The 22,771-nt window shown below is 70.8% G+C and carries 19 protein-coding genes and 1 pseudogene; 8 read left to right on the forward strand and 12 right to left on the reverse strand.

The annotated features are described in order from the left end of the window. The first annotated feature begins 9 nt into the window (after nt 1-9). Together BLU81_RS19620 and BLU81_RS19625 are read left to right on the forward strand one after the other, a co-directional pair. Nucleotides 10-1,041 carry an LmeA family phospholipid-binding protein gene (locus BLU81_RS19620; protein WP_157751686.1) on the forward strand — a complete coding sequence of 344 codons (1,032 nt, stop codon included), beginning with the start codon at nt 10-12 and terminating at the stop codon, nt 1,039-1,041. Beyond that, nucleotides 1,038-3,407: an MMPL family transporter gene (locus BLU81_RS19625; protein ID WP_092546011.1), complete on the forward strand. Its 2,370-nt coding sequence runs from the start codon at nt 1,038-1,040 to the stop codon at nt 3,405-3,407. The genes BLU81_RS19620 and BLU81_RS19625 overlap by 4 nt, the downstream gene beginning before the upstream one ends. On the opposite strand, the gene BLU81_RS19630 is transcribed toward BLU81_RS19625, so the two are convergent. The 6 genes from BLU81_RS19630 to BLU81_RS19655 form a co-directional block, all read right to left on the reverse strand. Further along, complete coding sequence (locus BLU81_RS19630) at nt 3,394-3,918, reverse strand: hypothetical protein (RefSeq protein ID WP_092546012.1); 525 nt, start codon at nt 3,916-3,918, stop codon at nt 3,394-3,396. The genes BLU81_RS19625 and BLU81_RS19630 overlap by 14 nt on opposite strands. Nucleotides 3,919-3,929: 11 nt before the next feature. Further along, nucleotides 3,930-5,114 (reverse strand): ABC transporter permease, encoded by a 1,185-nt coding sequence (locus BLU81_RS19635; protein ID WP_092546013.1) that lies wholly within the window; start codon nt 5,112-5,114, stop codon nt 3,930-3,932. Continuing rightward, nucleotides 5,111-5,830 (reverse strand): ABC transporter ATP-binding protein, encoded by a 720-nt coding sequence (locus tag BLU81_RS19640; RefSeq protein ID WP_092546014.1) that lies wholly within the window; start codon nt 5,828-5,830, stop codon nt 5,111-5,113. The genes BLU81_RS19635 and BLU81_RS19640 overlap by 4 nt, the downstream gene beginning before the upstream one ends. 2 nt (nt 5,831-5,832) lie before the next feature. Continuing rightward, entirely contained in the window at nt 5,833-6,942 is a 1,110-nt protein-coding gene (locus BLU81_RS19645; RefSeq protein WP_231954655.1) for an efflux RND transporter periplasmic adaptor subunit, read from the reverse strand. A gap of 51 nt (nt 6,943-6,993) precedes the next feature. Beyond that, nucleotides 6,994-8,247, reverse strand: a complete 1,254-nt coding sequence (locus BLU81_RS19650; protein ID WP_092546016.1) for an efflux RND transporter periplasmic adaptor subunit — start codon at nt 8,245-8,247, stop codon at nt 6,994-6,996. 168 nt (nt 8,248-8,415) lie between these two features. Further along, nucleotides 8,416-9,036, reverse strand: coding sequence for a TetR/AcrR family transcriptional regulator (locus BLU81_RS19655; protein WP_092546017.1), 621 nt, complete (start codon nt 9,034-9,036; stop codon nt 8,416-8,418). A gap of 67 nt (nt 9,037-9,103) precedes the next feature. On the opposite strand from BLU81_RS19655, the gene BLU81_RS19660 reads away from it, so the two are divergent. Beyond that, nucleotides 9,104-11,185: an FAD-binding oxidoreductase gene (locus BLU81_RS19660; RefSeq protein ID WP_231954656.1), complete on the forward strand. Its 2,082-nt coding sequence runs from the start codon at nt 9,104-9,106 to the stop codon at nt 11,183-11,185. 23 nt (nt 11,186-11,208) lie between these two features. Continuing rightward, nucleotides 11,209-11,982, forward strand: coding sequence for an alpha/beta fold hydrolase (locus BLU81_RS19665; protein WP_092546018.1), 774 nt, complete (start codon nt 11,209-11,211; stop codon nt 11,980-11,982). Here BLU81_RS19665 and BLU81_RS19670 read toward each other — a convergent pair. The 5 genes and pseudogenes from BLU81_RS19670 to BLU81_RS19690 form a co-directional block, all read right to left on the reverse strand. Then, nucleotides 11,963-12,565, reverse strand: a complete 603-nt coding sequence (locus tag BLU81_RS19670) for a LutC/YkgG family protein (protein ID WP_092546019.1) — start codon at nt 12,563-12,565, stop codon at nt 11,963-11,965. The genes BLU81_RS19665 and BLU81_RS19670 overlap by 20 nt on opposite strands. Beyond that, nucleotides 12,565-14,024, reverse strand: a pseudogene (locus tag BLU81_RS19675) (LutB/LldF family L-lactate oxidation iron-sulfur protein). The gene BLU81_RS19670 and the pseudogene BLU81_RS19675 overlap by 1 nt, the downstream one beginning before the upstream one ends. Beyond that, complete coding sequence (locus BLU81_RS19680) at nt 14,021-14,755, reverse strand: (Fe-S)-binding protein (RefSeq protein ID WP_092546020.1); 735 nt, start codon at nt 14,753-14,755, stop codon at nt 14,021-14,023. The pseudogene BLU81_RS19675 and the gene BLU81_RS19680 overlap by 4 nt, the downstream one beginning before the upstream one ends. A gap of 3 nt (nt 14,756-14,758) precedes the next feature. Next, a complete protein-coding gene (locus BLU81_RS19685; RefSeq protein ID WP_092546021.1) occupies nt 14,759-16,135 on the reverse strand; it encodes a rhamnulokinase in 1,377 nt (458 codons plus the stop codon). Then, the gene (locus BLU81_RS19690; RefSeq protein WP_092546022.1) at nt 16,132-18,162 is read right to left on the reverse strand and encodes a bifunctional aldolase/short-chain dehydrogenase; all 2,031 of its coding nucleotides are present in this window, start codon (nt 18,160-18,162) and stop codon (nt 16,132-16,134) included. The genes BLU81_RS19685 and BLU81_RS19690 overlap by 4 nt, the downstream gene beginning before the upstream one ends. A gap of 136 nt (nt 18,163-18,298) precedes the next feature. Here BLU81_RS19690 and BLU81_RS19695 point away from each other — a divergent pair, with 136 nt between their 5' ends. Further along, nucleotides 18,299-19,870 (forward strand): tetratricopeptide repeat-containing diguanylate cyclase, encoded by a 1,572-nt coding sequence (locus BLU81_RS19695; RefSeq protein ID WP_157751687.1) that lies wholly within the window; start codon nt 18,299-18,301, stop codon nt 19,868-19,870. Here BLU81_RS19695 and BLU81_RS19700 read toward each other — a convergent pair. Continuing rightward, nucleotides 19,863-20,414: a TetR/AcrR family transcriptional regulator gene (locus tag BLU81_RS19700; protein ID WP_092546024.1), complete on the reverse strand. Its 552-nt coding sequence runs from the start codon at nt 20,412-20,414 to the stop codon at nt 19,863-19,865. The two genes, BLU81_RS19695 and BLU81_RS19700, sit on opposite strands and share 8 nt — an antisense overlap. A gap of 77 nt (nt 20,415-20,491) precedes the next feature. Here BLU81_RS19700 and BLU81_RS19705 point away from each other — a divergent pair, with 77 nt between their 5' ends. Genes BLU81_RS19705 through BLU81_RS19715 form a run of 3 tightly spaced genes read left to right on the forward strand, consistent with a single transcriptional unit; the run spans nt 20,492 to nt 22,761 of the window. Next, on the forward strand, nt 20,492-21,199 hold the full coding sequence (locus BLU81_RS19705) for an alpha/beta hydrolase (protein WP_092546025.1): 708 nt from the start codon (nt 20,492-20,494) through the stop codon (nt 21,197-21,199). 3 nt (nt 21,200-21,202) lie between these two features. Then, nucleotides 21,203-21,715, forward strand: a complete 513-nt coding sequence (locus BLU81_RS19710; protein WP_092546026.1) for a SigE family RNA polymerase sigma factor — start codon at nt 21,203-21,205, stop codon at nt 21,713-21,715. Then, a complete protein-coding gene (locus BLU81_RS19715) occupies nt 21,715-22,761 on the forward strand; it encodes a hypothetical protein (RefSeq protein ID WP_092546027.1) in 1,047 nt (348 codons plus the stop codon). The genes BLU81_RS19710 and BLU81_RS19715 overlap by 1 nt, the downstream gene beginning before the upstream one ends. Nucleotides 22,762-22,771 lie beyond the last annotated feature (10 nt).

The raw sequence follows: 22,771 nt of genomic DNA on the forward strand, positions 1-22,771 counted from the left end.
ATGGGTGACGTGCGAAAACCACTGATCATCATCGGGGTGACGGCCGGCTGCCTGCTCACCGCGACCGTCGTCGCCGACCGGGCGGCCGCGTCGATCGCCGCCGGGCGCCTGGCCGCCCAGGTCCGCTGCGCGGCGGGCCTGTCCTCGGACCCGTCCGTCTCCTTCGGCGGCGTACCGTTCCTGGACCAGCTGGCCCGCCGCCGCTTCGACAGCGTCCGGCTGACGGCCGACGCGGTCCCGGCGGGCCGCTTCCGGTTGTCCGTCGAGGTCGACGCGGCACAGGTGAGCCTCCCGGCGACCGGCACACCGTCCGCAGAATCCATCAGGGCCACGATCACCTTGCCGTACGGGGATCTACACGCCCCCGCCCCCACGCCCTCCATCTCCCCCATCGCGATCACGGCAACCTCCGCCTCCGCCACCAGCTCCCGATTCCCCGCCGCAATCCCGCCGGTCTCCTCTTCCTCCCATTCCTCCCTTTCCTCCTCGTCTTCCGCCGCCGCCTCGACTTCCGCCTCCGCGGCCCCGAGTCCTGCCGTGATTCCGCCGAGTTCCGGCGCTGCGGATTCCGGCACCGTTCCGGGCCTGCTCTCCGGTCCGTTGTCCACGGACGGCGCCGGGCATCTACTGATCCCGATGACCCGGACGATCCTGGGACGCGAATTGCAGGTGACCGTGATCGCCACCCCGGAGATCACCGACGGCCGGCTGCGGATCCGCCCGGACGAGGTGGAACTGCCGGTCGCCGGTATCCGGTTGCCCGCCTCCCGTTTCGGTGACGGAGCGAACGCCCCCACCATGGACCTGCCCGAACTGCCCGCCGGGCTGGCCTACACCGGTGCCGAGGCCGCGATCACCGGCCTCCGCCTCACCATCACCGGCGACAACGTGACAGCCGATGCCCTCACCGGCGACGCTGTAACAGCCGGCGCTCCCACCGGCGGCTCCTCCTGTTCCACCGAGGGCGGGGTTGCCGGCAGGTTCGGTGTGGGCGAGGGTGTAGGCGGCGGCTCGGGCCGCTACTCCGGAGGTGCCGCATGAGTGCCGCTCGTGCGGGAGGCCGGATCCATCGGCTGTTCACCCGGGCCGGCTGGTTCGCGGTTCGGCGGCCCTGGTGGACGGTCGCCGGATGGCTGCTGGTCACGGTGGCCGTCGCCGGGTCGGTGCTGGTGTTCGGGTCAGCGGTGGACGACGACACCACGTTGCCGGGAACCGCCGCTCAACACGGGCGGGATCTGCTGGACGAGCATTTCCCCGGAGCGGGCGGCGCGAACGGCACCGTCATCCTCCGCTCGGCCGGCGGACCACTGGACCCGGCCTTGACGGCCGCGGCGGCGGACCGGATCAGCGGACTCGACCACGTCACTTCGGTGACGCCGCCCAGTGTGGGGGCCGGTTCGCTGACGGCGGACGGCGGCACCGGGTACCTGGCGGTGCAGTTCGACGTGAGTCCACGCGACATCAGCGAAGAACTGATCGGTGAGGTTCTGGCCGCGGCGGAACCGGCGGCGGACACCGTGTTTCCGGGCGGGACGCTGGCCCGTGGCGAGGCGGACACCCGGCGCAGCGAGGCCCTCGGCATCGGGGTGGCACTGGTGGTGCTGATCGTCGCGTTCGGCGGGCTGGTCGCGGCCGGACTTCCGCTGCTGACCGCGCTGCTCACCCTGGTCTGCGGACTCGGTGTGATCGGGCTGGCCGGGCATCTGACCGCGATCCCGGCGGTGGCCACCACGGTGGCCACGATGATCGGGCTGGGCGTCGGCATCGACTACGCCCTGTTCATGATCACCCGCTACCGCACCCTGCTCACCGACGGTGTCCCGATCCCGGAGGCGATCGTGGCCACGGTCGTCTCCTCGGGCAGCGCGGTGGCCTTCGCCGGCGGAACGGTGATCGTCGCCCTGGCCGGCCTGGCCGTAGCCGGAGTACCGATCCTGGCCACCCTGGGCTGGACCGCCGGCCTGATCGTCCTGATAGCGGTAGCCTCCTCGATCACCCTCCTCCCCGCCCTGCTCGCTCTACTGGGCCCCCGCGTCAACGCCCTCCGCCTCCGCCGCCAGCCACCGGCTCCACCCCCTCCCGTCACCACCCCCGCGCCCGCCTCCACACCCACCTCCGCGTCCACACCCGTGTTCGACTCCGCTCCCGCACCCACTTCCGCTTCGGCCTCCGCCGCCGCGACGGATACCGGGCGTGGTTCGGCGTGGGGAAATCTGGCGGACCGGGTCACCCGGCGACCCTGGCCATGGGCACTGGTCAGCGTGGCTTTGCTGTTGGTGGTGGCCGCACCGGTGACGGCGATGACGTTGGGCCAGACGGACGCCGGTGACGATCCGCCGGGCACCGCGGCCCGGGCCGGATACGACGTCATGGCCGAGGAGTTCGGGGCGGGCGCCACCGGCCCGATCATCGTGGTCGCCGAACTCTCACCCGCCATCCCGGCACCGGCGGCGGGCAGCACCGCCACCACACCCACCGGCGGCACCATCACCCCACCACCACCATCAGCAACCGTGAGCAGCGCAACCGGGACCGGTGCCACCGCACCGTCAATGCCCGCGAGCAGCAGCGCCACCGCACCACCCGCCGCTGACGGCAAGACCCTGGTGGATGCTCGGGTGGAGGCGTTGTCCGCGGCCGTCGCGGCAGTGCCGGGTGTGGTGCGGGTGCAGCCCGCCCAGGTGTCGGCGGACGGGTCGGCCGTGTCGGTGCGGGTGATTCCGGCGGACAGTCCCGGGGATCCGGGGGCGGTGGCTACGGTTCGCGGGCTGGAGCAGGTGTCCGTGCCGGGAGTTCGGGTCTTCGTGACCGGGGCCACGGCGGCCAAGGCTGCGCTGGCCGAACGGGTCGGGGACCGGATGCCGTACGTCATCGGTCTCGTGGTGGTCCTTGCCGCCCTGCTGGTGCTGGCCGCCTTCCGGGCGCCGGTGGTCGCGGTCAAGGCGGCCGTGATGAATCTGTTCTCGGTGGCCGCCGCCTATGGAGTGCTGACCGCGGTGTTCCAGTGGGGGTGGGGTGTGACGCTGCTGGGGCTGGACGGGCCGGTGCCGATCGAGTCCTATGTGCCGATGCTACTGTTCGCGCTGCTCTTCGGGCTGTCGATGGACTACGAGGTCTTTCTGCTCACGGCGGTGCGGGAGTCGTGGGACGCGACCGGCGACAACCGGCGGTCGGTCCGGGAGGGTCTGGCCGGCACCGGCATGGTGATCACGTCAGCGGCGTTGATCATGGGGTGCGTGTTCGCGAGCTTCGTGCTTGACACCAGCCCGATCGTGAAGATGACCGGGCTGGGGCTGGCCGTCGCGGTGGCGATCGACGCCACGGTCATCCGGGGTGTGCTGGTCCCGGCCACGATGGCGCTGATGGGCCGGGCCAACTGGTGGACACCACGGTTCAGCCGGCGGTGACCGTGGTGGCCGTGATGACGCCTTCGGAGTCGGGGACGCCCTGGACGGTCACGGCCACGCCGGCGAGGAGCTTGTCCAGGGTGACAGCTTGGCTGAGTTTCACCGTGGTGGTGCCGGCGGTCCGCACGGTCACCGTCTCACCGGCCGCCGTCTCCAGGTAGAGGGTGGTGCCGTCCACCAGCTTCACCGTCCCGGTGGTGCCGACGGGGGTGGCCGGGGCGCCGCCGGGAGCACCGGACGCGTTTCCCCGGCCACCACCGAAGCCGCTGGGCATGCCCGCGCCGCCGGGAAAACCGCTGCCGGGCTGCGCCGACGTGGACGAGGTGGTGCCCCAGCGTTCGTGCGCCTGGACACCGCCGAGGAAACCGCCGATCAGCAGGGCCGCGCCGAGCAGGGCGATGGTGGTGCGGTTCCACCATCGGCGCGGGGCGGCCGCGGCCAGGGCTTCGGTCAGGCCGGACGGGGTTTCCGGGCGGGACAGGACCTCGGTGTCGTGGTCGGAGGAAGTCACGGCTCGGGCCCCTATTCGTAGCGGAGTGCGTCGATCGGGCGGAGGCGGGCGGCGCGGGCGGCGGGCAGGCCGCCGAAGAACAGGCCGATCACCACGGAGACTCCCAGGGCGAGCGCCACCGAACTGGGCACGATCACCGGTTGCACGCCGACGATCGAGAACCGGCTGCCGATCATCGCGGCGGCCACCCCCAGGCCACCGCCGATGACACTGAGCAAGGTGGCCTCGATCAGGAACTGGGTGAGGATCACCCGGCGCGGGGCGCCCAGAGCTTTGCGGATGCCGATCTCCCGGGTCCGTTCGGTCACCGTGACCAGCATGATGTTGGTGATGCCGATGCCGCCGACCAGCAGACTGATCGCGGCCACCGCACCGAGCAGCGTGGTGAACGTGTCAGCGGTCTCGGTCTGCGTCGCCAGCAGCTGGGAGGCGTTCTGGATGCGGTAAGCGGTACCGTCGGTGGTCGCCGGGACCCGCTGATCCAGGACGGTGGCGATCTGCGCCTGGACGGTGTCGACCTTCGACGAGTCGTCGGCTTCGACCAGGATCGAGTTGAGTGACCCGTACCCGGAGAGGACCTGGCGGACCGCACTGATCGGGGCGACCGCGGTGTCGTTGGCGTCGCTGAACCCGGTGGAACTCTTCTCGTCTAGCACCCCGACGACGGTGAACAGCGCGCCGCCGACGGTGACCTGCAGACCTACCGGGTCCACCCCGGAGAACATCTCCTCGGCGACGGTCTGCCCGATCACCACCACCCGGCGGGCCTGGGCCTCGTCGTCGGCGGTGAAGACCGCCCCCGCCGCGACCGGGAAGTTGGAGGCGGCGAACCAGGCCGGGGTGGTGCCGACGAACGTGCTGACGGCGTGTTCGTCGCCCTCGTAGGTGAGGGTGGCAGCGGTGCTGACGACCGGCGAGACCGACCGGACGTCCGGAGCGAGATTCGGATCGGCGAGGGCGTCGGAGACCCGCATGGTCAGGCCACCGCTGCCCCGGCTGGTGCTCATCACGGTCAGGGTGTTGGTGCCCAGAGCCTCGATCCGGGTGGCGATCGCCTGAGCGGAACCGTTGCCGACCGCGACCAGCAGGATCACCGCGGCGACCCCGATCAGGATGCCCAGCATGGTGAGGGCGGACCGCAGCTTGTTGGCCCCGATGCCGCGCAGCGCGAACCGGACGATCTCGGCGAAGTTCATCGGGTGGCTCCCGCCGCGTGCCGGCCGGCCGGCTGCTGTCGCGAGTCGGCGGTGACCCGGCCGTCGCGGAGCTTGATCAGCCGGTCGGCGCGGGCGCCCACCTCGTCCTCGTGCGTGATGATCACGATGGTCCGGCCGGCCGCGTTCAGGTCGTCGAGCACCGCCAGGACCTCCTCGGTGGCGTGACTGTCCAGGTTTCCGGTGGGTTCGTCGGCCAGCAGCAGCGCCGGTTCGGTGACCAGCGCGCGAGCCACCGCGACCCGCTGCTGCTGGCCGCCGGAGAGCTGGTTGGGCTCGTGGTCGGCGCGGTCGGCGAGACCCACCAGGTCCAGGGACAACAGGGCGCGGCGGCGCCGCTCAGGACCTTTCATTCCGGCGTACGCCAGGGGCAGCTCGACGTTCGCGACCGCACTGGTCCGCGGGATCAGGTTGAACGACTGGAAGATGAAGCCGATCAACCGGTTCCGGGCCAGGGCGAGCTGCTCGTCGCTGAGCCGGCTGACGTCCACCCCGTCGAGCAGGTAGCGGCCGGTGGTCGGCACGTCCAGGCAGCCCAGGATGTTCATCAGCGTCGACTTGCCGGAACCGGACGAGCCCATCACCGCGACGTACTCGCCCTTGTCCACCGACAGGGTCACGCCGTCGAGGGCGCGCACTTCGGTGTCGCCGACGCCGTACACCTTGGTCAGCGCCCGGACGTCCAGGACCGGCAGCATGGTCAGCGCCCGCCCGTTCCGCCGCCGGGCGGGCCACCGTTGCCGCCGGTCCCGGGGAACCCGCCGCGCGTGTTCGTGGTGGTGGTCGTGGTGGTGCTCTCCGGGATGACCACCCGCTCGCCGGCGGTCAGCCCTTCGGTGATCTGCGAGGCGTCGTCACCGGCCAGGCCGATCTTGACCTGGCGGACCTCCTGCTGACCGGCCGTGGTGAGGACGGTGACGGACTTCCGGTTGCCGGTGGTGCTGATCGCCGCCGAGTTGACCATGACGGCGTCCCCGACGGTGCCGGTGACCACCGCGACGGTCACGGTCTGACCGGGTTTGACGCCCGCCGGCGGGGTCGGCAGGCTGATCGTGACACCGTAGGTGACGACACTGTTCGTGGTGGTCGCGGTCGGGTCGACGGCGGTCACCCGGCCGGTGGCGGTGGCGCTCTGCAGCGCGTTCCACACGATGGTGGCGGTCTGGCCCACCTTCAGTTCGGTGGCGTCCGCTTCGGGGAACGCGGCGGTGATCTGCAGCTTCGACAGATCCACCAGGTCCACGAAACCACCGGTCGAATCCTGCCCGGAGACCGTCGACGATCCGCCCAGGGTGCCGTTGATCGCGACCACGGTGCCGGCCATCGGGGCGACCAGACGGGTCCCGGCGACCGCGGCCTCCGCCTCGTCGACGGCGATCTCGGCCTCGGCGACCGCGTTGGTGGCGTTCCCGGTGTCGGTGCCCGCGGTCTCGGCCCGGTCCAGGGAGTCCTCGGCGGCCTCCCGGTTCGCCTCGGCGAGCGCCAGGTCGCGCTGGGCGTCAGTGGGGTCGACCCGGGCGAGCAGCGCTCCGGCGGCCACCGCCTGCCCCACCTTTGCGGTGATCTTGGTGACGGTGCCCGCGGTGGTGAACGTGGCGGTGGCGGTGGCGGCACTGGCCACCGAGCCGTCCGCGGTCACCGTCTTGGTGACGGTGCCCTGCGAGACGGTCACCGTCCGGGTCCCGGAGGCGCTCACCAGGGTCGTCTCGGAAGTGTCCCGCAGCAGGACCCAGCCCCAGAGCCCCGCACCGACGATCAGCAGGGCCAGCAGGGCGTTCACTGCCGTACTGGGACGGCGAAGCGCTTTCACACCCTCATCATGCCTTCCGGGCGGTTCGTGCCGCTTGTTATCGGAAAGGGTTCACCAGGAACGGACGACCTGATCGCCCACGGACAGCCCGTCGAGGATCTCGGTGTACTGATCACCGCGGAGCCCGACCGTCACCAGCCGCTCGGCCGAGCGGTTACCGCTGCGCACCAGGACCGTCCCGGCACCGGTGGAGACGTCGTGCACGGCCGTCGACGGCACTCGCAGTGCGTCGGCCACCTCGCCGGTGCGCACTTTGACCTGGGCGCTCTGGCCGACGAGCAGACCGTCCGGCGATGCGGCGAAGGCGAGCAGGACGCCGTACCGGACCAGGGTGCCGTCCGACGTCCCGGCCGGATCGACCTGGACCACGGCGGCGTCGAGCCCCGCGTCCGCACCGGCCAGCGTGACGGTGGCGTTCTGCCCGACCGCGAGCGAGCCGGCGTCCGCTTCCGGAAAGTCGGCCCGCACCTGCATGGTGTACGTGTCGGCCAGGCTCACGAATCCGGCACCGCTCCGGACCTGGTCACCGACACTGCCGGAGACCGCGACCACGGTGCCGGCGATCGGGGCGGTGATGGTAGCGCCGGCCCGCGCCGTCGTCGCCTTCTCGACAGCGCGGGCGGCCCGGTTGACCTGCTGCTCGGCGGTGAGAACCGGGTCGTTGCCGCGGTCCGGGAACCCCTGGGTCGCGCAGGGCGTCGCGGAGACGGCCGAGCCGAGATCGATCTCGTAGGTGGCAGTGACTTCGACGTCGGCGGCAGCAGCGGCAACGTCGGCTGCGGCGGCAGCATCGGGGGCAACGGGGACAGCTGCGGGGGCAACGGGGAGAGCGGGGACAGCGGCGGCAGCGGCGGCCGGGGTGGATCTGGCCGGGCGGGCGCAGGTGGTGGCGCTTGCGGTGGTGTGGGCGGTGACCACCTTCGCGGCGGTGAGCCGGGTTCGGGCCTCGGCCAACTGGGACTGGGCGTCAGTGACGGCGTCGGTGGTGTCGGTGCCGTCCAGCGTGGCCAGTTTCTGGCCCTTGACCACCCGGTTGCCGGGGCGTACCGGCACTGCGGCGACGGTGCCGCCCACCCCGAACGACAGGGCTCGGGTGGTGGCGGGTTCGACAGTGCCGGTGGTGGCTACGTCGAGCGTGATCGGGCCGCGGTCGGTGACGGCGACCACGATGGCCGCCGAGGTGGTCCGCTGCTCCTGATCGAGCGCGAGGATCACCCCGCCGGCGACCGCTCCCAGCACGACGATCACGGCCCCGATCCACCGTATGCGCCGGTCACGGCGGCTCTCCCGCGATTCGTCACTCATACATCTGGATTGTGGCGGCCAGTGGGCTGATCGTCCGTGGAATCCGGATTCCGGTGGCCACCGCATTCGGCCCGGCGGTCGCGGGTCGGCCTCGGGCCGCGCCCACCTCGCGGGGACGAGGCAGGGCTTTCGTGGGGCGTACCGGCAAAGGGGTTGCGGCTTTTTCTCCTACTGGTCGCCGCGCAGGTAGCGGGTGATCATGTCGACGAGTTCGCGTTCGAAGGTCTCGACCGGGACCGAACCGGGGGCCGCCATCAGTTTGTGGGTGTTCATCTCGATGGTGAACAGGATCAGGTCGGCGGCGGTGCCGACGTCGCCGACCCGGACGTCCGGGTGGCGGGCGAGCAGGTCACTGATCTGGGCGGTGCGGGTCCGGCCGTGCCGTTCGATGGTGTCGAGCAGTTCCTGGGACAGCGGCGCCTCTTCGATCATGATGCGCAGCAGTTGCGGGTCCTCGCTGTGGTTGTCGATCGCGTCGCGGACCATCGCCCGGACGGTGTCCTTGAGCGTGCCCGGCGCGAGGCCGAGCTGGTCGGCGCCGGTCCAGGTACCGCGGTCGATGTGGCGCACCAGCAGCTGGGCGAGGATGGCGTCCTTGTTGGGGAAGTACTGGTACAGCGAACCGATCGAGATGCGGGCCCGCTCGGCGATGCGGTTGGTGGTGCCGGCGGCATAGCCGAACTCGGTGAAAACGTGAGCAGCCGCGGCGAGGATGCGTTCGCGGGTGAGTTCGGCACGCACCTGACGGGGCTCGCGACGTGGCTGAAGTCGGCGGTCGGCCGGCGGCATCTCGGGTCCTTCCGGTGCTGGTGAAAGCGAGTAGCGCAATAGTTGAGCTATTGCTCACAATAGTACGGTGAGCAGCGAAGACAAACATCTCCTGTCGACCGTGGAGCAGATCGAGGCGACCGTCGGCAGTCCTGCGGCAGCGGTCATGCTCAAGCAGATCGGCGCCCTGGACGAGGGCTGCCGGATGGTTCTGGCCCGCAGCCCGATCGCGGCGTTCGGTTATCGGGACGCCACCGGCACGAGTACGACGACCTTCGTCGGTGGCCGTCCCGGCTTCGCCCGGATGCTGTCCCCGACCCGCATCGCGTTCGCCGCTCCACCGGGCGCCCAGGGGCCGGTCTCACTGTTCTTCCTGCTGCCGGGCGTCGGCGAGGTCCTGCGCATCAACGGAACCGCGCCCGTCAACGTTGAGCCGGGCGTCGATGTTGACGTGACCGTCAATGTTGAGGAAGCGTTTGTGCACTGCGCACAAGCCGTTCTCCGGTCCAGCCTGTGGCAGCCACCCGCCCCGGCCGTGGCCACCCCCGAGGTCACCGGCGACGGGCCCCTGGGCCGGTCGGGGGTCGCCGCGTTCCTCGCCGCCGCCCCGTTCCTCGCGCTCTCCACCTGGGGTGGAACCGGCAGCGACACCAGCCCGCGCGGCGACCAGGGGGCGGTGGCCTGGATTCTGGACGACCGCACGCTGCTCATCGCCGACCGGAAGGGCAACAAACGGGCTGACGCGCTGCACAACCTGATGCAGGACGACCGGCTCTCGCTGGCGGCACTGGTGCCGGGACGCGGCGGGGTGCTGCACCTGAACGGCCGGGGTGTCATCACCGCTGATCCCGAACTGCTGGCGACGCTGGCACTGCGCGGAATGCCACCGCACGCGGCGCTTCTCGTCGACGTGGAGCATGCCGAGGTGACCGAGAGCGAGGTGGTGGCCGGTTCGCGAATGTGGTCACCCGGCGCGCACGTCGTTCCCGGCGAGACACCGGACCTGATGGTGCTGGCCGGGGAGCATCTGGCGGCCAACGCGGGGCGGGGCGGGCGGCTGCTGCGGGCGCTCTGGGCGATTCCAGGCATCGAGCGACTGTTGCGGCGGGTGATGGCCAAGGCCTACCGGTCCGGTCTACGGAAGGAGGGTTACGCGCAGGACGGCGGGCTGCGGGAGGTACGTGTCGCCGAGATCCGCCGGGAGACGCCGAGCGCGGTCACGCTCGTGCTGACCGACGCTGCGGGCGGGTCGTTCGACTTCCGGGCCGGCCAGTTCTTCACCCTCGTCGCCGATCTGGACGGTCAGCCGGTGCGCCGGGCCTATTCGGCGTCGTCGGCTCCCGGCTCGTCACAGCTTGAGGTGACCGTCAAACGGATCGAGGGCGGGCGGTTCTCCACGCATGTGCACCAGAGTCTGCGTACCGGCGACCGGCTGGCGGTGCGTGGCCCGGCCGGCACGTTCCATCTGGCGTCCACGGCGGAGATCGTGCTGGTCGCGGCGGGCAGCGGGGTGACCCCGATGATGAGCATGATCCGCACGCGGCTGGCGGGTGGGGTTCCCGGCCGGATCGCGCTGCTCTACAGCAGCCGCAGCGAAGAGGAGATCATCTTCGCGGCCGAGTTGGGCAGGCTCACCGCCGAGCACCCGGGCCGGCTGTCGGTCACCCACGTGCTGACCGGCCAGAGCGGGCGGCTCACCGCGGCGGAACCGGCCCACGCGGGTGGGCGGCTCGACGGGGCGGGGATTCGCCACTGGATCGTGGGGGTGGCGCCCGCCGCTGACGCCCACTACTACGTGTGCGGTCCCGAAGCGCTGATGGACGCGGTTCAGGACGTCCTGACCGGTCTGGGAGTCGACGGGTCGCGGGTGCACAGTGAGCGCTACGCCGCCGGTGTGGACGCCGGGGGTGGGTCGGCTGAAACGCAGGAGCTGACCGTTGAACAGAACGGTCGTTCTCTCGGCACGACGACGGTGGCACCGGGGCATACGCTGCTCGACGCGGGGCTTGCCGCTGGGCTGCCGATGCCGTACTCCTGCATGGCCGGCGGCTGTGGCGAGTGCCGGGTTCGACTGATCGGCGGCACGGTCACCCGGACCGAATCGGACGGGTCCGTGCTGGCGTGTGTGAGTTGTCCCCTATCGGCGGTGAAACTCGATATCGGGCGGTGACCAGGGCGCCTAGGCTGCCCGGCATGACTGAGACGATGGTGAAGGTCGCCGGTGGCGACACGGTGTGGGCGGACGACAGTGGGGACGGTCCGCCACTGGTGCTGCTACACCCGGGGGTGGGTGACTCGCGGGTGTGGGATCCGATCCTGCCGGATCTACGGGGGCGGTTCCGAGTGATTCGCTACGACGCCCGCGGATTCGGGCGGTCGCCCGCACCCACCGCGCCGTTTGTGCTTCTCGACGATCTGGTAGCGGTGCTGGATCACTTCGGGATCGAGCGGGCCCCGATCGTCGGGTGCAGCCAGGGCGGGGACGCCGCCTTGGGACTGGCGATCACCCAGCCGGAGCGGGTGTCGGCTCTGGTGCTGCTCTGCCCGGGCATCTCCGGGTTCCCGGTTCCGGCAGCTCCGGCGGTGCGTGCCGCCTACGCCGAAGCCGAGAAACAGGGATTCGACGCGATGGTCGAGGTGGCGCTGAGTATGTGGGCGCGCGGCGAACGAACCCCGGAAGTGGTCGAGCAACTCCGGTCGGGGGTCCGGGGCTGGCTCGCCGAGAACGATCTGGAGCAGCCGAACCCGGACGTGTTCGACCGGCTCGGCGAGATCACCGCGCCCACTTCGCTGCTGGTCGGCGATCTGGACGTGGATTGGATCATCGACGCCGCCCAGCAGGCCGCGACGCGCATTCCGGGTGTGGAGTTCGTCGAGGTGCCGGGCGTCGATCACCTGCCGCCGCTGCGGATCCCGGAGCGGGTGCTGGCGCTGATCGAGGCCACCGTCAGCCGTTCGCGAGGATGATGACGTGCAGGTGACGGGGTCCGTGCACGCCTTCGACCCGGTTCAGTTCGATGTCGCTGGTGGCCGACGGTCCGCTGATCCAGGTCAGCGGGCGGCCCGGATCCAGCCGGGCGACGGCGTCCGGCACCGAGGCGACCACCTGATCCGGCCGCAGGACGATGACGTGCACGTCCGGCAGCAGGGTGATGATCCGCCGGCCCTGGTCGGGTGAGGCGTCCAGGACGATGGTTCCGGTCTCCGCCACGGCGACGGCCGCGGCGGTGAGGACGACGTCGGCGGCGGCGATGCGGTCCGGCGCGAGGTCGTCGTCGGTGAAGGCACCCTCCGGGCGCCACGATTCAGGCAGCCCGGCGGGTACGAGTACCGAGCCGCCCTCCCCCGCCAGCCGCTGCACGGTGGCCGCCACCTCGGCCTCGCCGACCCGGTAGACCTCGGCCTTGTAGTCGACGAGCCGGTCGATCAGCACGTCCAGATCGGCCGTGTTCGTGCCGGCCGCCCGGTACTCCCGTGGCACCTCGTCCACCACTGGCGCGTCCCGCAGGGCGGCCCGGATCCGGTCCAGGATCAGTTCTCGGGAGCTCATCAGCCCTCCTCGTGAGGTGCGGACGAGCCGGGGTGCGTCTCGGCCCACCAGTCGCGGAACGTCTGTTTCGGGAACTCGGGCAGGTCGCGGGTCGCGGTCCACCCGGTCAGCGGCGGCGGGAGCATCCGCCCACGACGGCCGGCGATCCGGGCCATCTTGGCGGCGCGCTGTGCGGACGCGTACAGCCGCGGCCGGTCCATGATCTTGGCGGCCGCGGACATGGCGGCGCGCTCAGCGGCCGGGTGTCTCACCTTGTTGCGCAGATGCACCAGCATCGACGGGATGTCGATCTTCACGGGGCAGGCGTCGAAGCAGGCCCCGCAGAGCGACGACGCGTACGGCAGCGACGCGTTGTCGGCGATCCCGGTGAGCTGCGGCGACAGCACCGCCCCGATCGGTCCGGGGTAGACCGACCCGTAGGAGTGCCCCCGGCCCGTTCATAGACGGGGCACACGTTGAGGCAGGCCGAGCAGCGGATGCAGTGCAGCGCCGATCGCCCGTCCGGGTCGGACAGGACCGCGCTGCGCCCGTTGTCGAGCAGCACGAGGTGGAGGTTCTGCGGCCCGTCGCCGGGGGTGACTCCGGTCCACATGGTGGTGTACGGGTTCATCCGCTCGCCGGTCGACGCCCGCGGCAGCAGTTGCAGGAACACTTCCAGGTCACGCCAGGTGGGCAGTACTTTCTCGATGCCCATCACGGTGATCAGGGTGTCCGGCAGGGTGAGGCACATCCGCCCGTTGCCCTCGGATTCCACGACGCCGAGGGTGCCGGTGTCGGCGATGGCGAAGTTGGCCCCGCTGATCGCGACCTTCGTGGACAGGAACGTCTCCCGCAGGTAGTGGCGCGCGGCGGCGGCCAGCACCGGCGGGTCGTCGGTCAGCAGCGGGTCGACGCCGGGCATGGCGCGCAGGAAGATCTCGCGGATCTCGGAGCGGTTCCGGTGGATGGCCGGGACCAGGATGTGGCTGGGTTTGTCGTTGCCGAGCTGCACGATCAGTTCGGCGAGGTCGGTCTCGATCGGGGCGATGCCGGCGGCTTCGAGGGCTTCGTTGAGGCCGATCTCCTGGGTGGCCATCGACTTGACCTTGATGACGCGGTCCGAGCCGGTCTGTCGCACCAGGTCGGTGACGATCTGGTTGGCCTCGTTGGCGTCGGCGGCCCAGTGCACCACGCCACCGGCGGCGGTGACCCGTTCTTCGAGCTGTTCCAGGAGCGCGGGGAGCCGGGACATCACGTCCGTTTTGATGGCCGACCCGGCATCACGCAATCGCTGCCAGTCCGGCAATTCGGAGATGACCCTGCCCGACTTGCCACGAATGGTGGTGGTGGCGTGGCGCAGGTTTCGCCGGAGCTGGTCGTTCTTGAGCGCTTCGCGGGCGGCGGCGGGAAACGGCTCGTCGCCGCGCAGATGCCCCACTCCGCGCGGAGCGGTGACCGGCATCCCGAGAAAGGTGGTCATGACGACTCCGTGGAGGCGAGGATCTCGGCCAGGTGAACCGTGCGCACCCCGGCACTCGACCGGGACAAACCGCCATTTATGTGCATGAGACAGGAGGTGTCACCAGCGGTGCACACCTCCGCGCCGGTCGAGACGACGTTGGTCATCTTGTCGGCGAGCATGGCGGCGGACGTCTCGGCGTTCTTCAGCGCGAACGTCCCGCCGAACCCGCAACACTGCTCAGCGTCCGGCAACTCGACCAGCTCCAGCCCTCGGACCTGCCGCAACAGCCGCAACGGCTTGTCACCGACCCGGGTCATCCGCAGGCTGTGACAGGTCGGGTGATAGGTGACCCGATGCGGATAGAACGCCCCGACATCCTCCACCTTGAGCACGTCGATCAGCAGTTCGGACAGCTCGTAGGTACGCGCGGCGACGTCTGCCGATCGGGACGCCAGCCCCGCGTCGCCGTATTTCGCGGCCACCATGCTGTGCTGATGCCGGATCGACCCGGCGCAGGACCCGGACGGGACGACGATCACCTCGTACCGGTCAAAGGTTGCCGCATATCGTTTGACCAGCGGTAACGCCTGCTCCTGGTAGCCGGTGTTGATGTGCATCTGCCCGCAGCAGGTCTGTTCGAACGGGAACACCACCTCGTGCCCGAGCCGTTCGAGCAGCCGCACCGTGGCCTTGGCCGCCTCCGGAAAGAGGGTGTCGGCCAGGCACGTGGCGAAGAACGCGATCCGCACCCTTCACCTCCCTACTCGCGTGGCGGCGTCGTCCCAGGCCGTGGAGACGACGGGCTCGTACCGCACGATCTGCTGAGTCTCGCGCACCAGCGCCCGCATCGCATCCAGTCCCCCCTCGACCACACCGGCGGCCCGCGCCTGCACGAGCAGGTTACCGATGGCGGTGGCCTCGACCGGACCGGCCAGCACCGGCAGCCCGCAGGCGTCCGCGGTCAGCTGGCAGAGCAGTTCGTTGCGCGCCCCGCCGCCGACCAGGTGCACCACGCTGACCTGACGTCCGGCCAGTTCCTGGGCCTGCCGGACGGCTCGCCGGTGGGCCAGCGCGAGACTGTCCAGGATGCAGCGCACGACGGTCGGCCGGTCGGCGTCGGCGGGCAGCCCGGCGGTCTTGCGCAGCCGGCCCGCCATGTCGCCGGGCGGCAGGAAGACCGGATCGTCGAGGTCGACCACATGCGCCAGTTCCGGTTTCGACGCCGCCGCGGCCAGCAGCGCGGGCAGGTCGGGCGAGCCCCACTCGCGCAGGCACTCCTGCAGCGGCCACAGCCCCATCACGTTGCGCAGGTACCGGATCGTCGAGTCGACGCCGCCCTCGTTGGTGAAGTTCGCCGCCCGCGACGCGTCACTGAGCACCGGATGGTCCAGTTCCAGGCCGACCAGGGACCAGGTGCCACAGGAGATGTACGCGAAGTCGCTCCCGTCGGCGGGCACGGCGACGACAGCGCTGGCCGTGTCGTGCGAGCCGACCGCGATCACCGGCGTGCCCTCGTAGAGCCCGATCCGGTCGCCGGGGTGCCGGATCGGGGGCAGCACCGTGGACCGCAACCCCAATTCGGAGATCAACGGCCAGGACCATTCGCGGGTACGTACGTCGAGCAGCCCCGTGGTCGACGCGTTGGTGTACTCCGCGCCGATCTCCCCGGTCAGCCAGTAGGCCAGCAGGTCGGGGATCAGCAGCAGCCGGTGCGCGGCGGCGTACTGGGCCGTCGGCTCGGCCGCGATCAACTGGTACACGGTGTTGAACGGCAGTGTCTGCAGCCCGCACACGTCATAGATGTCCCGCACCCGTTCGGCGATGCCGTCGGTGCGCGCGTCCCGGTAGTGCACCGGGTTGCCGAGCAGCGCGCCGTCGTCGTCGATCAGCCCGTAGTCGACCGCCCACGAGTCGATCCCGATCCCGCGTACCGGCCCGGCCTCACGTAGTCCTTCGACCACCCCGCGGTAGAGCGCCAGGATGTCCCAGTGCAGGGTCCCACCGACCCGCACCGGCTCGTTGGCGAACCGGTGCACCACGTCCAGTTCGAGCTCGCCCTGGTGAAAGCGGCCGACCACGACGCGCCCACTCGACGCGCCGAGGTCGACAGCCGCGAAAGCGTCGCTCATCGCAGGAACGCCGCGGCGACACCCGCGTCCACCGGAACGTGCAGGCCGGTGGTGTGGGTCAGGTCGCCACCGGTGATGGCGAAGACCGCGTTGGCGATGTGCACCGGCAGCACCTCACGCTTGAGCAGGGTGCGCTGCGCGTAGAACTCGCCCAGTTTCTCCTCCGGCACTCCGTAGACGGCGGCCCGGTCGGCGCCCCATCCCCCGGCGAAGATGCCCGATCCCCGAACCACGCCGTCCGGGTTGATGCCGTTGACCCGGATGCCGTGCGGGCCGAGTTCGGCGGCAAGCAGCCGGACCTGATGCGCCTGGTCGGCTTTGGCCGCGCCGTACGCCACGTTGTTGGGCCCGGCGAAGATCGAGTTCTTGCTGGAGATGTAGATGATGTCGCCGCCCATGCCCTGCGCGATCAGCACCCGGGCGGTCTCGCGGGACACCAGGAACGAGCCCTTGGCCATCACGTCGTGCTGCAGGTCCCAGTCGCGGGCGGTGGTGTCCAGCAGCGACTTCGACAGCGACAGGCCGGCGTTGTTGACGACCAGGTCGATCCCGCCGAAAGCCAGGACCCCTTGCCGTACGGCGGCAGCCACCGCGTCCTCGTCGGTCACGTCCAGGCTGACCGCGACGGCCACGTCCGGGCCACCGATCTCGGCCGCGACCCGTCCCGCCGCCTCGGTGTCCCGGTCACTGACCACCACACACGCGCCCTCGGACGCCAGCCGCAGCGCGATCGCCCGGCCGATGCCCGAACCCGCGCCGGTGACCAGGGCGATCCGGGTGGCCAGGGCTTTCGGCTTCGGCATCCGCTGGAGTTTGGCCTCTTCCAGGGCCCAGTACTCGATGCGGAACTTCTCCGACTCGTCGATCGGGGCGTACCGGGAGATCGCCTCGGCGCCGCGCATCACGTTGATCGCGTTGACGTAGAACTCGCCGGCCACCCGCGCGGTCTGCTTGTTGGCACCGAACGAGAACATGCCCACGCCCGGGACCAGCACGATCGCCGGGTCGGCACCCCGGATCGCCGGGCTGTCCGCGGTGGCGTGGCGCTCGTAGTAGCCGCGGTAGTCGTCGCGGTACGCCTCGTGCAGCTCCTTCAGACGAGCGACCACCTCGTCCACTGGCGCGTCCGGAGCGGTGTCCAGAACGAGCGGCTTCACCTTCGTACGCAGGAAGTGGTCCGGGCACGAAGTGCCGAGCGCGCCCAGCTCGGCCAGGCGCTCGCTGCCGGTGAACTCCAGGACCACATCGCTGTCGTTGTAGTGGCCGACCTGGGCGCGGTCGGTGGAGGCCAGACCGCGGATCACCGGGAAGAGCAGTGCGGCGCGCTCGTGCCGCTTTTTCTTCTTCAACGGCTTAGTGGTGAGCGCGCCGAACGGCTCCTTGCGGCCGTGCTCCGCGATGTACGCCGCGGCGGTGTTGATGATCTCGTTAGAGTTGGCCTCGCACTCCTCGCTGGTCGCACCCCACGCGGTGATCCCGTGACCGCCCAGGATCACGCCGATGGCCTGCGGGTTCGCCTTGTACGCGGCACCGATGTCGAGGCCGAGCTGGAACCCGGGGCGCCGCCAGTCCACCCACAGGACCCGGTCGCCGTAGATCTGTTTGGTCAGCGCCGGCCCGTCGGCGGAGGTCGCGATCGCGATGCCGGAGTCCGGGTGCAGGTGGTCCACGTGCGGGGCGTCGACCAGGCCGTGCATCGCGGTGTCGATGCTGGGGGCCGCACCGCCCTTGCCGTGCAGGCAGTAGTCGAAGGCGGCGACCATCTCGTCCTCGCGGTCCAGCCCCGGGTAGACACCGGTCAGCGCGCGCAGCCGGTCGAGACGCAGGACGGCCAGGCCCTTCTCCGTGAGTGTGCCGAGGTCGCCGCCCGAGCCCTTGACCCACACCAGGTCGACCGCTTCGCCGGTGACCGGGTCGGTGTCGGTGCCCTTGGCGGAGGTGTTGCCGCCGGCGTAGTTGGTGGTCTTCGGGTCCGCGCCGAGGCGGTTCGAACGGGCGATGAGATCGGAGACTACGGGGTTGGTCATGGAAGTCCGCTTCCCTTGATGGTGAAACGTTTCAGAATTACGGGTAGATTACGGCCGCCGTCAAAGCAGGTCAAGGGCGAACTCTCATACCGCGCACCGGGCGGCCGATTCTCCAGCCGTGAATACCATGTTCCCGATGACGCCCACGGCGCGAGCGGCCGTCGTCGCTCATCTCGAGGAACTCGAACTACTCACCGCCCGCGATTTCGAGGCGGTCTCCGCCCCGGCCGCGATCCTCGAACTGCAAGCCCGTGAGCACGGCTGGACCGACCTGGTCTGGCGCGCTCAGCTGATCATCGCCGACGTCGCCGGCCGCCGCGGTGACGTCGCCGAGCAGGGCCGGGTCGCCCGCCGGGCCAACCTGTGGGCCGAGGAACACGGCGACGAATTCCTCCTCGCCCGCAGCCACCGGTTGCTGTCGATCGTCTTCCGGCGGCTCGGCGACCCCGCGCAGGCCCTCGTGCACGCCGTCTCCGGACTGCAGCACGCTGACGGCATGCCCGACCGGCTGCGCTGCAACCAGCTCATCACCCTCGGCCTGGTCCTCGACCTCAACGGCCGGTTCGACGACGCCAAACGCCGGTTCACCGAGGCCATGCGGATCGCCGACGAACACCACGACACCCATCAGGCGCTCACCGTGCTCAACAACATGGCGTTCACCGCGTACGAGAACGAGGACCCCGACGAGGCGAACGCCCTGGCCCGGCAGCTGGTGGACGTCGCCGGCCGGGGCGGGATCCCACTCGACGGCCTCCACCTGGACACCCTCGCCCGCATTCTGATGATGCAGAACCGCTGGGACGAAGCCGAACGGATACTCCAGCCACTGATCGACGACCCGGACGGCCCCCTGCACAGTGAGGGCGACAGCCTGCCCGAATGCCTGCTCACCCTGGCCGAGATCTACCGGGCGCAGGGCCGGCACGCCCTCACCGGCGAGACCCTCGACGCCGCCGGCCGGCTCTGCGAGGAACGCGAACTCGGATCGATCGCCGCCCGCGTGCACCGGGCCCGCGCCGAATGGCACGCCACGGCCGGCGACTACCGCAAGGCGTACGAGGCGTATCAGCGCTTCCACGCCCTCACCGTGACCTTGCACTCGGCCGAACGGGAGGCCCGCGCGTACGCCATGCAGGCGCTGTTCGAGGCCACCGAGGCCCGCAAAGCGTCCGCCCAGTTCCAGGAGATGGCCGAACGCGACGCCCTGACCGGCCTGTTCAACCGCCGTTACCTGGACGGGAAACTGTCCGCGACGGTGGCCGCCGCACGCCGTACCGGCGGCCCCCTGTCGCTGGCGATCATCGACCTGGATCACTTCAAACGTGTCAACGACACGCTGTCGCACGCCGTCGGCGACGCGGTGCTGCGCGAGATCGGCACCCTCCTGAACACGTTCGGCACCGGCCCGGAGATCACCGCCCGGCTCGGCGGCGAGGAGTTCGTCCTGCTGCTGCCCGGCATCGCGGCAGCGGCCGCACACGCCCGCTGCGAACAACTGGTCAGCCTGATCCGCAACCACGACTGGAGCCCGATGACGGGTTCCCTTCCGGTCACGGCGAGCATCGGCCTGGCCGTCAGCGAGGCCGGCGAACTCCCCCCGGACGCGTTGCTGGGTCACGCGGACGAATGGCTCTACCAGGCCAAACGCAACGGCCGGGACCAGGTCCAGGCCGATCCGGCCGCCGTCCCCCTCGACATCACCTGACGTCGCCGAGCGTCGCCAGGAAGTCCTCGAAAGCCTGGTTCACCCGCTCCACGTCGCCGGTGGACTCGAGGTCCAGGATCAGGCCCCGGATCACCGCGAGCACCAGCGTGCCCAGCTCGGGACGGCCGATGCTGCGCATGCCCTCCGCCATCGGGCGCAGCCAGTCGGTGGTGGACTCTCGCCGGAAACCCGGCCACAGCTTCTCCCCGGCGTCCTCGCGCAGCCTGCCGAACATGCTCAGGAACGGGCGCCCCGCCGGACCGGTCATCGCATGCCAGGCCCGCCGCAGGGTGACCGGATAGGGCTCGCCCGGCCGTGGGGCCAGCAGGTCACCGAAGTAGTCACGCTGCCGTCGCCGGGCCCGGCCGAGGGTCTCCCGCAGCAGCGCGTCCCGGGTCTTGAAGTGGTAGATCAGCATCCGGGTCGACGTGCCGGCCGCCACCGCGAACGGTTCCAGCCGCTCGGGCAGCCCGTGAACGAGCGCGTGATCCACGCAGGCGTCCAGGATCCGGTCCCGGATCTCCGGTTGTCTCTGCCGCCCCATGCCCGGAACTTTTTCACGTAACGGCGAGTACGTCTACCGTTGATCGCAGTGATCGCCGAGTCTCATGGGAGCTGGTTATGCGCGTGGTCTTCGTTCACGGGGCTTGTGTCCGGGACGGCTCGTGGTGGTGGCATCCGACGGCCGCGCTGCTGGCCGGCCGTGGTGTCGAAAGCGTCGCCCCGGAACTGCCGAGCTGCGACGGACCGCCCGGCTCGGGCCTCGACGAGGACATCGCCGCGGTGCGGGCCGTCCTCACCGGCAGCGACGAACCGACGGTGCTGGTCGGGCACAGCTACGGCGGGATCGTGGCGTCCGCGGCGGCGGTCGGCGCCCCGGCGGTGCGGCACCTGGTGTTCGTGTCGAGCTACCTGCCCGAGCCCGGTGAGTCGCTGTCCTCGTTCGGGGCCCCGGAGCCGCCGCCGTTCCTGGACTTCGACCCCGACGGGGGTACGTTCACCGCCCGGCCGGAACTGTTCGCCGACACATTCGTGCAGGACTGCCCGCCGGAGATCGTCAGCGCGGGCGCGCAGCGGCTGGTCCGGCAGAACATCGCGGTGCTCCAGCAGCCGGTTCGGCAGGTGGCGTGGCACGACCTGCCCACGACCTATCTGGTGTGCACCGAGGATCGCGGCACCCCGGCGGAGACGCAGCGCGAGTTCGCCCGGCGCGCCGACACGGTGATCGAGGTGAAGGCCGGTCACCATCCGTTCCTGTCCGTGCCGGAGACGGTCGCCGAAATCATCGGGAACCTGTCAACGCGGGAGGCCGCTCAGGGCGTTTCATAGGGCGTGACGTTCGAGGAGTACGCGTACGCCCGCGGCCCGTCGCTGGTCCGGCTGGCCCGGCTGCTGACCGGCGACCAGCACCGGGCCGAGGACCTGGTGCAGGACGTCCTGGCCCGCGCCTACGCCCGCTGGCGGCGGATCGCCAGAACCGAACAACCCGACCTCTACGTACGACGGATGCTGGTCAACGCCCATCACTCGTGGTGGCGCCGCCGCAGCAGCCACGAGGTGGCCGTCCCGGCGATCGCCGACACTCCCAGCTCCACCGACGCCACCGCGGACCTGGCCGAACGCGACGCCCTGTGGCGGCTGGTCCGTGCCCTGCCGGCCCGCCAGCGGACGGTGATCGTGCTGCGCTACTACGAGGACCTGGACGACACGGCCATCGCCGGGATCCTGGGCTGTTCCACGGGCACCGTCCGTACCCACGCCAAACGCGCCTTGACCACCCTCCGGGCGGTGACCGGTTCGCCCGCCGCCCCGGCATCGCCCACCGCGCCGATGGGAGCCCGCTGATGTCGCACGACCTCGACGACCGGATCGCCGCCACCCTTCAGGGCCGGGCCGGGGGCGAGATCGACCCGGAGCCGCTGGTCCGTAAGGCCCGCGAGCACGGCGCGCGGATCAGGCGCCGCCATCGGGTGATCAACGCCGTCGCCACCGCGGCCCTGACCGTGACTTTGACCGTCGCCGTGCTGGTGACCCCGGACGTGTCCCGGACCGGCCGGACCGGGGTGGCCGTGCCGCCTCCCCCTGCGACCGGTGTGTCCGGGGCGGCGGCAAGTCCCGGCCTGGTCGGCGGCGACCCGGCGACTCTGCACTTCACCGCCGCCGAACTGGTCGCCGGGGCCGAGTCGGTGACGTGGGGCGCCGGTGAGGGGGTGGAGAGCGTGGAGGCGCGCGGTGCGGACGTCTCCTCGCTGTTCCTGTTGACCCGCACCGCGAAGAAGCTGGACGAGGCGGACCGCACGCTCGGTTCCAGCGGTGAGCCGGTCAGCCCGGTGGACGTCCTCGTCGCAGATCGTCCGGCCCGGGTGTGGCAGGACGGTGACCACGGCGACGGCGGCAACTGGACCGTCGAATGGCAGCCCACCGGCGGGCTGTGGGCGCGGCTGCAGATGGTCGGATCCGGTCAGCCGGAGTTGCTGGCGGCGGCCGCGACCCTCCGGTTCGACGCGGCGACCCGGTGTGCGCTGCCGTTCCGGTTGACGGTCGTGCCAGCCGGGATGCGCGTCCTGTCGTGCAGTGTGACGCTCGGTTCCCGGGGATTCTCGGAAGGTGTGACGCTGGTCGGCGACGACGAACGCTGGTTCAGCGTCCGGGTCGAGGAGCCCGGTGCCGGCAACCCGGCGGCCGAGGTCGACGGCGCCCTGACCGCGGGGCCCTACCAGGTACGGCGGGCGGAGACCCGGGTGCTGCAGACGGTCGCCGGTGGTTGCTATGTGGGCCTGATCCGGGACGGCTGGGGCTCGTGGGCGAAGGGCGTCACCGAACCGGAGGCCCTGTCGGTGCTGGCCGGTTACCGTCCCGCCGAGAACCTGAGCGACCCGGCCCGCTGGTGATCCGCCAGGT

It is taken from the genome of Actinoplanes derwentensis, assembly GCF_900104725.1.
In the GTDB taxonomy this organism is placed as follows: domain Bacteria; phylum Actinomycetota; class Actinomycetes; order Mycobacteriales; family Micromonosporaceae; genus Actinoplanes; species Actinoplanes derwentensis.

Excerpts from the sequence above, each read along its gene's own strand:
- BLU81_RS19695 (WP_157751687.1), top strand. The coding sequence starts at position 18,299 with ATGACGCCCACGGCGCGAGCGGCCGTCGTCGCTCATCTCGAGGAACTC.
- BLU81_RS19690 (WP_092546022.1), bottom strand. The coding sequence starts at position 18,162 with ATGACCAACCCCGTAGTCTCCGATCTCATCGCCCGTTCGAACCGCCTC.
- BLU81_RS19635 (WP_092546013.1), bottom strand. The coding sequence starts at position 5,114 with ATGAACTTCGCCGAGATCGTCCGGTTCGCGCTGCGCGGCATCGGGGCC.
- BLU81_RS19670 (WP_092546019.1), bottom strand. The coding sequence starts at position 12,565 with ATGAGCTCCCGAGAACTGATCCTGGACCGGATCCGGGCCGCCCTGCGG.
- BLU81_RS19655 (WP_092546017.1), bottom strand. The coding sequence starts at position 9,036 with ATGCCGCCGGCCGACCGCCGACTTCAGCCACGTCGCGAGCCCCGTCAG.
- BLU81_RS19705 (WP_092546025.1), top strand. The coding sequence starts at position 20,492 with ATGCGCGTGGTCTTCGTTCACGGGGCTTGTGTCCGGGACGGCTCGTGG.
- BLU81_RS19640 (WP_092546014.1), bottom strand. The coding sequence starts at position 5,830 with ATGCTGCCGGTCCTGGACGTCCGGGCGCTGACCAAGGTGTACGGCGTC.
- BLU81_RS19665 (WP_092546018.1), top strand. The coding sequence starts at position 11,209 with ATGACTGAGACGATGGTGAAGGTCGCCGGTGGCGACACGGTGTGGGCG.
- BLU81_RS19685 (WP_092546021.1), bottom strand. The coding sequence starts at position 16,135 with ATGAGCGACGCTTTCGCGGCTGTCGACCTCGGCGCGTCGAGTGGGCGC.
- BLU81_RS19650 (WP_092546016.1), bottom strand. The coding sequence starts at position 8,247 with ATGAGTGACGAATCGCGGGAGAGCCGCCGTGACCGGCGCATACGGTGG.
- BLU81_RS19715 (WP_092546027.1), top strand. The coding sequence starts at position 21,715 with ATGTCGCACGACCTCGACGACCGGATCGCCGCCACCCTTCAGGGCCGG.
- BLU81_RS19700 (WP_092546024.1), bottom strand. The coding sequence starts at position 20,414 with ATGGGGCGGCAGAGACAACCGGAGATCCGGGACCGGATCCTGGACGCC.
- BLU81_RS19625 (WP_092546011.1), top strand. The coding sequence starts at position 1,038 with ATGAGTGCCGCTCGTGCGGGAGGCCGGATCCATCGGCTGTTCACCCGG.